This is a genomic window from Bacillus cereus group sp. MYBKT111-2 (genome assembly GCF_051915205.1).
GTDB lineage: Bacteria > Bacillota > Bacilli > Bacillales > Bacillaceae_G > Bacillus_A > Bacillus_A paranthracis.
This window is the reverse complement of sequence record NZ_JBQAEG010000007.1, coordinates 144,941-156,941: the sequence shown is the minus strand read 5'-3', so window position 1 is coordinate 156,941 and position 12,001 is coordinate 144,941. Positions and strand designations below refer to the sequence as shown.

The following is a 12,001-nucleotide window of genomic DNA, read 5'->3' as shown; positions in this document are numbered from 1 at the left end:
ATATTTTGGAAATCGCTGATATATTTGAAGTTGCAATCGATATGTTCAAGGAAGAGAAAGCAAAAGGAGAGGTCACAGCAGACATCTCCTTTTTTGGCGTAACAATTATCGCCCAAACTTCACAACAAAATCTCCATCCACCTTCTCCATCTCATACCCGCGATACCCCTCCGAAAGCAACGCCTGCTGTCCACCAGCATTGTTCATTGGAATGCTCTTAATATCGGTCCAATCCCTTTCATTGTCCTCACGCAATTCCTTCACAAAAACATACCGCAGACTCCCACCATACTTTTCCTTCAGCGCAGCAATTTCCATCCCTTGTGCGAACTTATCTTTTAAACTCGGAATGTTAAAAGGTGCAACGGTGCAGCAAACGTAGTCGTATTTGCTATCTTCTTTTTGTAATTCGTCCATGATGACTTTCGCTAATATTTTTTGCATCCCATTTCCTCGGCAGTTCGGGTGAACGTTTGATATTTCTTGATAGATGACGCGGTGCAGTTCACTTTCTGGTAAGCCGATATCAAGTCCTAAATGTTCATCGTCGATAGGAGGGACGAGTAGGGCACGAAATGCGATGAGTTCGTTTTCGATAAAAGCACCAATCATCATGCCATTTCCTTCTAGAATGTATTGAAATTCTTCTTGTGAAAGTGGTTGTAAACGGCTTTTATCTTCTAGTGCTTCAACTACAATGTTCTGTAGTAATAAAATTTGTTCGATGTGCTCTTTGGATAGTAATGTAACATGAAATGGATTGTTATTTTGTTTTAATGATCCTTTGTATAGAACTGTCATGCATTAGTCCTCCTTTAGCGTACAACGTCTTGAAAGACGGTGAGTTCTTGCAGGATATCCTCATTTATTTCAATGCCGAGTCCTGGCTTTTCGTTTAAGCGAATAAATGGTACGTCATAGTGTAAGTTTCCGATGTCTTTCGTGAACTTTAATGGACCTGTAAGTTCAACGCTCGTAATAATTTTTTTCGAGAAAGCGACATGGAATCCTGCGGAAGAGGCAACGGATGATTCGACCATTGATCCCACTTGGCATTCAATGCCGGCCATTTCTGCTTGATGAGCGAGTTTTACAGCGGGATATATGCCGCCGCATTTCATTAGTTTTATATTTACTTTATCAGCCGCGTCTAATTTAATGATTTGGCGCATTTCACGAGAACCTTTTAATCCTTCATCAATCATAAGCGGAAGGTCTGTTTTCGAACGAATGTGAGCCATTGCGTCAATATCGTCTGCAATGACAGGCTGTTCAATCCAGTCGATGTTTAAATGACCTAATGAACGAAGTGCCATTAATGTGTTGGCGCTATTTTTCCAACCTTGGTTTACATCAACACGAATCGCAATATCATTTCCTACACGTTCACGTACCGCCTCAATTCTTTTTACATCTTCTTTTACATTTGTACCGACTTTCATTTTGAAAGATTGGTAACCTTTTTGAATCATGGAAGCAGCTTCTTTTGCCATGGCTTCAGGTTCGGCGATACTTAAGACGTGAGTGACAGGAAATTCCTCATGATATCGTCCGCCAATTAATTGATATACAGGTTGATTTAATTTTTTACCCATTATATCGAAACAAGCGATATCAATGGCAGCTTTCGCAGTAGGAACACCGTAAATTGTGTTATCCATCATATCGTGTATTTTCTCGATACTCATTGGATCTTGTCCGATGAGCGCAGGAGCAAGTGTATGTTTTAAAGTATGGAAAGTACTTTCCCATGATTCGCCTGTAACGTGATCGTCAGCAACGCCTTCACCATAACCGATAGTTCCTTCATCTGTTTCCATTTTGACGATAATAGAAGGCATATCAGAATAAGAACCGTAACTAATAACAAACGGATCGCGAAGTGGTAAACGAATTGCGTAAAGGTGAATAGCTGTAATTTTCATTGAATAAAGACCCCTTCCTGTTTACAATGGTTTTGTACATTTGATATAGTTGACGTTAAATAGTCGTTAATTAATGATAAGGAGTTAGAGAAATGATGATAAAAATTGCGGTTGTCGGTTCAAAAGAGTTTATGGAGACAATTTTACCTATTGCTCATAAACTAGAAGAAATAGAGATTGATCCATATATTTACCTTCATCCGGCGGAATCTTCTGAACTATTAAAGCGTTTAAAGCCTTGTGATGTCATCTTTTTCTCAGGTGCTTTACCTTATTATATGGCAAAAGAAATAAGAGAACAATTACGAATTCCAAGTACGTACTTACAGCAAGACGAGACAACGGTCGCATCTTCCATTCTTTCTATCATGTATCATCAAAGTATTCAACCACATAAAATTTCAATTGATTTAGTAGACCGTTCATTCATTATAAATGTGTTCCATGATATTGGCATAAAAGAAAGTCCACAAGTGTTTGATTATGAAAATATGCTGTGGAGTAAAGATGAAATAAATAGAGTTATCGATTTTCATGTAGCTAAATATCAATCTGGAGAGGCTCATTTAGCTTTAACTAGTATTCACGCTGTCTATGATGAGCTTCAAAAAATAGGCATTCCTTCAGAACGTATGATAGATCCAAAGCAATCCATTATACATGGGTTAAAAGATGCAAAAATAAAAGCTGAGTTAGCAAAAAGCTATTCAGCTACTGTTGGTGCTTGTATTATTTCTTCCTTAGAATTACGAACGAATTTGCTTGAAAAACTAGATGTCATTTCAAAAGAACTACGTGGTTCATTTAAACAAGTGGATGAAATGACATGCATTTTGTATACAACTCGTGGTGATATCGAATCGATTATTAAAACAAATGCGATAGATAACTTGTTTGCGAGCGTAGAAGGAACGATAGCTATTGGATTTGGTTATGGAAAAACCGTGAAAGAGGCGGAGCAAAATGCAAAAATTGCTCAAAGTTTTGCAAAGAATAATCCAATAAATCGTTGTTTTTATATACTAACAAGTGATAAAGATTTATTTGGTCCGTTCCCGAAAGAACAGAGAGTACAAAGTTTGAAAAATGATAATCCGGAACTAATGAAAATAGCGAAGGAAACGAAGCTTAGTCCGGCCAACTTGTCAAAAATCATTCAATTTAGTCAATCGAATCCGTCATTGAAGTTTACAGCAGCTGACCTTTCTGAGTACTTACAAGTGACTCGAAGATCGACAGAAAGGTTGTTAAAGAAATTAGTTGATTACGGGTATGCTCATATTTGCGGCGAGGAAATGCCCTATCAACAAGGGCGACCTCGCGCACTATATGAACTGAATTTACCGCTATTTTTAAGCTTCTAGTTGAGCTTTTTGTTTCTTTAGTAGTTCTGCTTTTTCAATGTCTGATAGTTTTGTAATTGTGAGACCAGTTATACCGTAAATGATTGAGATAATAGGTACAATGAAATTCAAAATAGCATAAGGAGCATATTCAAATGCACCTACGCCAAGTGTTGCGAGAATAAATACACCGCACGTATTCCAAGGAACAAAGACAGAAGTTAATGTTCCACCATCTTCTAATGCTCTGGATAAGTTTTTGGAATGTAGTCCTTTTTCCGTGTATGCATTTGCGTACATTCTTGAAGGGACAACAATTGAAATATATTGTTCAGAGCAAGTAAGATTTGTTGCAAAGCAAGATGCGATAGTAGAAGCGATAAGCCCTTTTGCTGATGTCGCTAATTTTAAAATTTGATTTACAATGGAGCGAAGAATACCTGTATGTTCTAGTACTCCTCCGAAAGTCATAGCGACAATTGTCATAGAGACTGTATTCATCATCGAATCTAAGCCACCGCGGTTAAATAGTTCGTCTACTAGCTTGTTTCCAGTGTCTATAACAAATCCAGCTTGGAGTGCACCGATAGATGCGGAGACAGAACCACCTTGAATAAAGACTTGTGATAAAAATCCTAAAATAATACCTACGAGAATAGCTGGTATAGCAGGAACTTTTTTAGCGACCAATACCATAACAACTACAGGTATGATTAATAGGAAAGGTGAGATAACAAAGTTTTGTTGCAATACTTGTAATGTTTGCTCGATACTTTTGGCATCAATATTGTTAGCACCGAAGCTTCTTCCTAAGAACGCGTAAACGATAAGAGTAATAATTAAACCTGGAATTGTAGTAAATAACATATGACGAATATGTGTGAATAAATCTGTATTTGTTAATCCTGCGGCTAAGTTTGTTGTGTCTGAAAGCGGTGACATTTTATCGCCGAAATAAGAACCGGAAATGATAGCACCGGCAACCATTGGAGCTGGGATTCCCATACTTAGGCCAATACCCATTCCTGCAACACCAATTGTTCCCATTGTAGACCAAGAGCTACCAATAGCTAATGCAACAATAGAACAAATAATTGTAATTGAAACTAAAAATAGTGATGGTGTTAATAGATTTAAACCGTAATAAATCATTGTTGCGACGATTCCACCACCAATCCAAGCACCGATCGTTAAACCTACTAGAATAATGATAACGATAGCGGGTAATGCGAGGCGAATTCCTTTATACATTGCTTCTTCAATGTCGTTCCATTTGTAACCGTAACGCCAAGCGACGATGGAAGCAACGGTTGTACCGATAATAAGTGGGACGTGAGGGCTTTGTTTTAATACAACAATTGTGACCATCATAACTGCAACTGTAATGATAATAGGGATCATGGCTACACCAAAAGGTATTTCTTTTTTCATAAATGTCCTCCTTGTTATGTATGTTTGTTTGTATTTTTAGAATTGTCGTAAAATAGACGTTTATTAGGTTATGATAACTAAAAATATATGTAAGCGTCAACATAAAAGACAGAAAATAAGTAATATTCTAGTTGTTTGTTTAGTTTGTAATATAGATGTAGAGTAAGCTTTTTTAGTGTTTAAAAATAAACAATTGACTTTTTTCTTAAAATTCAATATGTTCATAAAAACATCTGTTTTTCATAAGTATAATTAACCTGAATGGTTTGGAATTTGGGAAGGAGAATGTAGCTTTGAAAACATTAGAACTACAAGAGCGTTTAACTGAAATTTTTCAGCATTTACATGAAAACCCTGAAGTGAGTTGGAAAGAGTATGAAACGACAGCGTATATTACTAACTTTTTAAAAGAAGAAGGAATTTCATATAAAATATTTGATGATTGCCCAGGGGTGATTGCTGAAATTGGAAGCGGAAATCCTGTTATTGCGATTCGCGCTGATATGGATGCACTTTGGCAAGAAGTGAATGGAGAATTTAAAGCGAATCATTCGTGTGGTCACGATGCTCATATGACGATTGTAATGGGACTTATTTTACAATTAAAGAATATGAGATGGAAAAGTGGTACAGTTAGATTTATTTTTCAGCCAGCAGAAGAGAAAGGGAATGGCGCTTTAAAAATGGTAGAGAAAGGTGCTGTGGATGATGCGGATTTCCTATTCGGTGTTCATTTGCGCCCGATTGAAGAACTATCTTTGAAACAAGCTGCCCCATCAATTCGTCACGGAGCAGCAGGATTTTTAGAGGGTACGATTCATGGAGAAGATGCACATGGAGCACGCCCACATCAAGGGATAAATGCGATTGATGTTATTTCCATGATTAATATCGGTTTGAAAAACATATGGCTACCACCGCAAAGTTCCTATTCAGTAAAGATGACGAGGTGCCAAGCTGGTGGTGATAATTTAAATATTATTCCGGGTAACGGTCATTTTAGTTTAGATGTAAGAGCAGAGAATAATACACTATTAGAAGAGTTAAAGAAAAAGATAGAGCATGTCATAGAATCAGCTGCATCGATGGGATCGAAAACTTCATATGAGTGGATTGATCTCGCGCCAGGAGCTGAAGTTTCAGAAGAAGCTGAGCGATTTATGCGTAAAGGCATTCTTGAAGTGTATGGGGAAGATAAATGTACGGGACCACTTTATACGACAGGAAGCGATGATTTCCATTACTACACAGTGAAGAGACCACATTTAAAAGCTGTCATGCTTGGATTAGGAGCAGACCTACAACCTGGATTACACCATCCGTATATGAAGTTCGATCATAGTTGCATTATGGATGGGGTAGAAATATTGAAACAAACTGTATTGAAAGTGTTAGAAGACAGGGGCTAGGGAGCTCCTGTTTTTTGTAGAAATTTGTCGTTAAGTCGATATCCTTTGTCGAAACGTCGATATATTGAAAAAATCGTTGATATATTTGAAATTACGATAGATATATTGAGAAAATCGTCGATATAATTTCACGTACCTATTAATTTGATGAAAAATGAGCATCCAGTACATGGTGTATAATAATAAGTACCATTTCTTAATAGGAGAAAACGAATGAACGAACAATATTACGATGCAGTTTTACATATAAAAACAGTCGGTGAGCAAAAAGGATTTAACAAGTCTATGCATTATCATCGTTATGAACCGACGCCGTATAGCGGATTAGATGAATTATTGAATCAATATGAAATACGAAGTAGCGACCGAATTGTAGACTTTGGATGCGGAAAAGGGCGATTAAACTTTTATATGCATCATAAATGTGGTGCTTCAGCAGTTGGAATTGAAATGAATGAAGAGTTTTATAAAGAAGCGATGGATAATCGAGATCGTTATGCACGAAAGGTAAGAAACAGTAAAGATAAAATTGGGTTTGAATGTTGTTTAGCGCAGGAATATGAAATTGATCCACGCGATAACCGTTTTTATTTCTTTAATCCATTTTCTGTACAAGTGTTTATGAATGTAGTAAATAACATTTTGCTTTCAGTAGAAGAAACGGGGAGAGAAGTGGATATTATTTTGTATTATCCTTCTGAGGACTATATTTTCTTCCTAGAAAATCAGACTGCGTTTGAGCTGAAGAAAGAAGTTAGATTGCCAGGTGCTTATGAGAAGAATGGGAATGAGAGATTTTTAATTTATACATTAAGATTATAAAAAAGCAGGTGCCAAGGCACCCGCTTTTTTTACTCACGTCTATATAATTAGTTGCGGATTAAGTAATCAAATGCACCTAAAGCTGCGTTTGCACCTGAACCCATAGAGATGATGATTTGTTTGTACGGATTATTTGTACAGTCACCTGCAGCAAACACTCCTGGTACGTTTGTAGCGCCGTGCTTGTCTGTTACGATTTCACCGCGAACGCGTTCAACTGTTTTGCCTAACCAGTCTGTGTTTGGAACAAGACCGATTTGTACGAATACACCTTGTAATTCAACGTGATGAACTTCTTCAGTTTCACGATCGATGTAAGAAATACCGTTTACTTTATCAGTACCAGTAATTTCTTTTGTTTGAACGTTTTTCAGAACAGTTACGTTTGGTAAGCTGTTAAGACGTTCTTGTAATACAGCATCAGCTTTTAATTCTGGCATGAATTCAAGAACAGTTACGTGCTTAACAATACCTGCTAAGTCGATAGCTGCTTCAATACCAGAGTTACCTCCACCGATAACTGCTACGTCTTTTCCAGTGAATAATGGACCGTCACAGTGTGGGCAGTATGCTACACCTTTATTTTTGAACTCAGCTTCACCTGGTACGCCAACATTACGCCAGCGAGCACCTGTTGAAACGATTACGCTCTTACTTTTCAGAATAGCGCCGTTTTCAAGTTCCACTTCAATAAGTTCTTTTTTCTCTAAACGTTTCGCACGTTGTAGATTCATTACATCGATGTCGTATTCTTTAACGTGCTCTTCAAGGCTTGCTACTAGCTTAGGACCTTCAGTGCGTTTTACGCTGATGAAGTTCTCAATGCCCATAGTATCCATTACTTGACCACCGAAGCGCTCAGCAACGATACCAGTACGGATGCCTTTACGTGCTGCATAAATTGCTGCACTTGCACCAGCAGGGCCGCCACCAACAACAAGAACATCGTATGGATCTTTATCAGAAAGCTCTGATGCATCTGGACCGTTACCCATTTTAGCTAAAATTTCTTCAAGTGTCATACGACCGCTGCCGAAAGATTCGCCGTTTAGGAAAACTGTTGGTACTGCCATGATGTCTTTGCTTTCTACTTCCTCTTTGAATGCAGCGCCATCAATCATAGTATGTGTAATACCAGAGTTAAGAACGCTCATTACGTTAAGAGCTTGTACAACATCAGGACAGTTATGACAACTTAGGCTGATATAAGATTCAAAATGATATTCGCCTTGAATGTTTTTAATTTGATCGATTAATTTTTGTTCAACTTTTGGAGCGCGTCCACTTACTTGTAGTAAAGCTAACACTAATGAAGTAAATTCGTGTCCTAATGGAATACCAGCGAATACGACACCAGTGTCTTCACCAGGGCGGTTTACGCTAAAGCTTGGTGTTCTCTCTAATTCAACTTTTTCTACTGTAATCTTAGATGACATAGTAGCTAATTCGTCTACTAGAGCTAACATATCTTTAGATACGTCATCGTCTCCTGCGCTTACTTTAAGTAAAATATCGTTCTCCATTAATTGAAGATATTGGGATAGTTGTGTTTTTATATCTGCATCTAGTATCATTTTGATCGAACTCCTTAGATTTTGCCTACAAGGTCAAGGCTTGGTTTAAGTGTAGCAGAACCCTCTTGCCATTTAGCTGGGCAAACTTCACCTGGGTTGTTACGTACGTATTGAGCTGCTTTAATTTTGTTAACAAGAATGCTTGCGTCACGGCCGATACCGTCAGCATTGATTTCCATAGATTGGATAACGCCGTCTGGATCGATGATGAATGTACCACGAGCAGCAAGACCTTCTTCTTCCATTAAAACGTTGAAGTTTGTAGTGATTGTGCGAGTTGGGTCACCAATCATGATGTACTCGATTTTACCGATAGTTTCTGAGCTATCATGCCATGCTTTGTGAGTGAAGTGAGTGTCTGTAGATACAGAGTATACTTCAACGCCTAACTCTTTAAGAGTTGCATATTGGTTTTGTAAGTCTTCAAGTTCAGTTGGGCAAACGAATGTGAAGTCAGCTGGGTAGAAACAAACTACACTCCATTTTCCTTTTAAACTTTCGTCAGTAACTTGGATAAATTCTCCATTATGGTAAGCATTAGCTTTAAACGGTTTTACTTCTGTGCCGATTAATAACATATTAAAATTCCTCCTAAATGTTGGTTTTGAGCATCAAAAAATAGTGTGCTCATAAAATATATTTTTTAATTAACTATAATAATTCTAATTCGATATTAATTATCATATAGAAGTGGTTATTTTGTCAAGCGAATAAACGAACTTTATATCAATTTAATTAATATTTATTCTCAATTAAGGATAACAGGGAATGGAAAGGTAATTTTAAGTTTATAAATTTTCAATGAGTGCTTGAAAGAGTAGTGTGTATGTTAGAGATATGATGTAAGTATAAATTCTTAGGAAGGAAATATTTCTTAGAAGTTGTCTTTTTGAAAAGGAACTGCGTATTTCTATTTTACAAAGAATTGTGTGATAAATAAAATAAAATGAACTAGAATCTTTTTGAACAATTTTTGTCCTCTCAAATATATAATTAGGAAGCATATTGCAATGATATAGAAACATTGACTCAAGATATTAACAAGATATAATAAAACCTAGATATACATTTTAAAAAGAAGAACATATATTATAGGATGAAAGATTTAATCCTATTATTTTTTATAGCTTTTAGAAAACGCTTACAATTAGTGTGGAGGGGAAACCATGTCTAAGTTCACGAAGTATTTTTTAATGGAAGCTAGCGATGTGATTGTATATGTGAAAGAGAAATTATGTAAGTTTGAACATGCAAAGGGGTTACAGTGTAAAGAAATAGGCGATGGTAATTTAAATTATGTATTCCGCGTTTGGGATGAACAGAAGAACATTTCTGTCATTGTAAAGCAAGCTGGGGATACAGCACGTATTTCAGATGAGTTTAAGTTGTCGACGAATCGTATTCGTATAGAATCGGATGTTTTGCAGTTAGAGGAAGAGTTAGCACCTGGACTTGTTCCGAAGGTGTATTTGTTTGATAGTGTGATGAATTGTTGCGTAATGGAAGACTTATCGGATCACACAATATTACGTACAGCACTTATACATCATGAAATATTTCCGAGGCTTGCGGATGATTTAACGACCTTTTTGGTAAATACGCTCTTATTAACATCGGATGTTGTAATGAATCATAAAGAGAAGAAGGAACTTGTGAAGAATTATATAAATCCTGAGTTATGTGAGATTACAGAAGACCTCGTATACGCTGAGCCATTTACAAATCATAATAAGCGTAATGAGTTATTTCCGTTAAATGAAGGATGGATTAGAGAACATATTTATAGTGATAAAGAGCTCCGTATAGAAGTAGCAAAACTTAAGTTTTCTTTTATGACGAATGCACAGGCGCTTATTCACGGTGATTTGCATACTGGTTCTGTTTTTGTAAAAAATGATTCCACAAAGGTAATTGATCCTGAGTTTGCCTTCTATGGACCAATGGGATATGACATTGGGAATGTAATGGCGAATTTAATGTTTGCTTGGGTAAATGCAGATGCGACAATGTCAACTGGAGCCGAGAAAGATACGTATATGGATTGGTTACAATCGACAATGGTAGAGGTAATTGATCTATTTAAGAAGAAGTTTTTAGATGCTTGGAATATTCATGTGACAGAGATTATGGCGAAAGAAGAAGGCTTTAACGAAATATATTTACAATCTGTATTAGAGGATACAGCTGCAGTGACAGGCCTTGAGTTAATTCGTCGTATTGTTGGACTAGCGAAAGTAAAAGACATTACTTGTATTGAGAATGAGGAAGCACGTGCTAGAGCGGAACGCATTTGTCTTCAAGTAGCAAAGAAATTTATTTTACGAGCGAATCAATATAAAACAGGTACAAGCTTTGTAGAAACGTTAAAAGAACAGTCCATGCACTATGCGAAGTAAGGGGAGAAGATGATGGAAGAGCAATTAATACCAATCCAGTGGAAAGACGATGCTTTAGTTTTATTAGATCAAACATTATTACCAAATGAAGTTGTCTATGAATCTTTCAATACAGCTGAAGGTGTGTGGGATGCCATTCAAGTAATGAAAGTACGAGGAGCGCCAGCGATTGGTGTTTCAGCAGCTTACGGTGTGTATTTAGGAGCCAAGGAAGTTACCCAAAGTACGGTTGAAGAATTTGTAGAGGAAGTCAAAAAGGTATGTGCATATTTGGCCACATCAAGACCGACAGCAGTAAACTTATTTTGGGCACTTGAAAGAATGGAAGTAGTAGCGCTAGAAAACGCTCACTTATCAATCGGACAGTTAAAAGATAGATTACTAGAAGAGGCAAAAGAGATTCATAGAGAAGATGAAGAAATCAACCGTCAAATTGGGGAACATGCATTAACGTTATTCCATGATGGAATGGGAGTATTAACACATTGTAATGCTGGTGCGTTAGCGACGACTAAGTATGGTACTGCGACAGCTCCAATGTACTTAGCAAAAGAAAAAGGATGGGACTTAAAAATCTATTCCGATGAAACGCGCCCTAGATTACAAGGTTCAACGTTAACAGCATTAGAATTGCAGCGAGCAGGAATTGATGTCACTGTCATTACGGATAATATGGCAGCTATGGTCATGTCACAAGGGAAGATTGATGCGGTAATCGTTGGATGCGACCGTGTGGCAGCAAATGGTGATGTAGCAAATAAAATTGGAACATTGGGTGTATCTATTTTAGCGAAATACTACAACATTCCGTTTTATGTAGCGGCACCAACGCCGACAATTGACTTGAAAACACCGACAGGAAAAGAAATTCCAATCAAGGAAAGAGATGCTTCTGAAGTAATTAATCGCTTTGGACAATATTCGGCTCCGGAAGAAAGTAAAGTATATAATCCTGCATTTGATGTCACGCCATATGAAAATGTAACAGCGATTATTACGGAAAAAGGCATTGTAAAAGCACCGTTTACGGAAAACTTAAAAAAGCTATTTCAATAAGTGGATAGATTTAAAAAGCCAGTCATCATAAGCTTCATACTTAGG

10 protein-coding genes are annotated in these 12,001 nt (G+C 37.1%); 5 read left to right on the top strand and 5 right to left on the bottom strand.

From position 1 onward, the window contains the following. Positions 1-105: 105 nt before the first annotated feature. Together ACTFNE_RS20070 and ACTFNE_RS20065 are read right to left on the bottom strand one after the other, a co-directional pair. A complete protein-coding gene (locus ACTFNE_RS20070) occupies positions 106-801 on the bottom strand; it encodes a hypothetical protein (protein WP_046199377.1) in 696 nt (231 codons plus the stop codon). 14 nt (positions 802-815) lie between these two features. Further along, positions 816-1,925: a mandelate racemase/muconate lactonizing enzyme family protein gene (locus ACTFNE_RS20065; protein WP_046199376.1), complete on the bottom strand. Its 1,110-nt coding sequence runs from the start codon at positions 1,923-1,925 to the stop codon at positions 816-818. A gap of 92 nt (positions 1,926-2,017) precedes the next feature. Here ACTFNE_RS20065 and ACTFNE_RS20060 point away from each other — a divergent pair, with 92 nt between their 5' ends. Further along, the gene (locus ACTFNE_RS20060) at positions 2,018-3,289 is read left to right on the top strand and encodes a hypothetical protein (protein ID WP_046199375.1); all 1,272 of its coding nucleotides are present in this window, start codon (positions 2,018-2,020) and stop codon (positions 3,287-3,289) included. Here the strand turns inward: ACTFNE_RS20060 and nhaC are convergent. Continuing rightward, positions 3,278-4,699 (bottom strand): Na+/H+ antiporter NhaC, encoded by a 1,422-nt coding sequence (nhaC, locus tag ACTFNE_RS20055; protein WP_046199374.1) that lies wholly within the window; start codon positions 4,697-4,699, stop codon positions 3,278-3,280. The genes ACTFNE_RS20060 and nhaC overlap by 12 nt on opposite strands. Positions 4,700-4,992: 293 nt before the next feature. On the opposite strand from nhaC, the gene ACTFNE_RS20050 reads away from it, so the two are divergent. Beyond that, complete coding sequence (locus ACTFNE_RS20050) at positions 4,993-6,108, top strand: M20 peptidase aminoacylase family protein (RefSeq protein WP_000853526.1); 1,116 nt, start codon at positions 4,993-4,995, stop codon at positions 6,106-6,108. A 213-nt stretch (positions 6,109-6,321) separates the two neighbouring features. Further along, the gene (locus ACTFNE_RS20045; RefSeq protein WP_046199373.1) at positions 6,322-6,930 is read left to right on the top strand and encodes an SAM-dependent methyltransferase; all 609 of its coding nucleotides are present in this window, start codon (positions 6,322-6,324) and stop codon (positions 6,928-6,930) included. Between the two features lie 47 nt (positions 6,931-6,977). On the opposite strand, the gene ahpF is transcribed toward ACTFNE_RS20045, so the two are convergent. Further along, complete coding sequence (gene ahpF, locus ACTFNE_RS20040) at positions 6,978-8,504, bottom strand: alkyl hydroperoxide reductase subunit F (protein WP_270705148.1); 1,527 nt, start codon at positions 8,502-8,504, stop codon at positions 6,978-6,980. A gap of 14 nt (positions 8,505-8,518) precedes the next feature. Beyond that, positions 8,519-9,082: an alkyl hydroperoxide reductase subunit C gene (gene ahpC, locus ACTFNE_RS20035; protein WP_000924422.1), complete on the bottom strand. Its 564-nt coding sequence runs from the start codon at positions 9,080-9,082 to the stop codon at positions 8,519-8,521. A 588-nt stretch (positions 9,083-9,670) separates the two neighbouring features. On the opposite strand from ahpC, the gene mtnK reads away from it, so the two are divergent. Both mtnK and mtnA read left to right on the top strand, forming a co-directional pair. Continuing rightward, positions 9,671-10,900, top strand: coding sequence for an S-methyl-5-thioribose kinase (gene mtnK / locus ACTFNE_RS20030; protein ID WP_046199372.1), 1,230 nt, complete (start codon positions 9,671-9,673; stop codon positions 10,898-10,900). Positions 10,901-10,912: 12 nt separating this feature from the next. Then, positions 10,913-11,956 carry an S-methyl-5-thioribose-1-phosphate isomerase gene (gene mtnA / locus ACTFNE_RS20025; protein WP_270705180.1) on the top strand — a complete coding sequence of 348 codons (1,044 nt, stop codon included), beginning with the start codon at positions 10,913-10,915 and terminating at the stop codon, positions 11,954-11,956. The last annotated feature ends 45 nt before the right edge of the window (positions 11,957-12,001 follow it).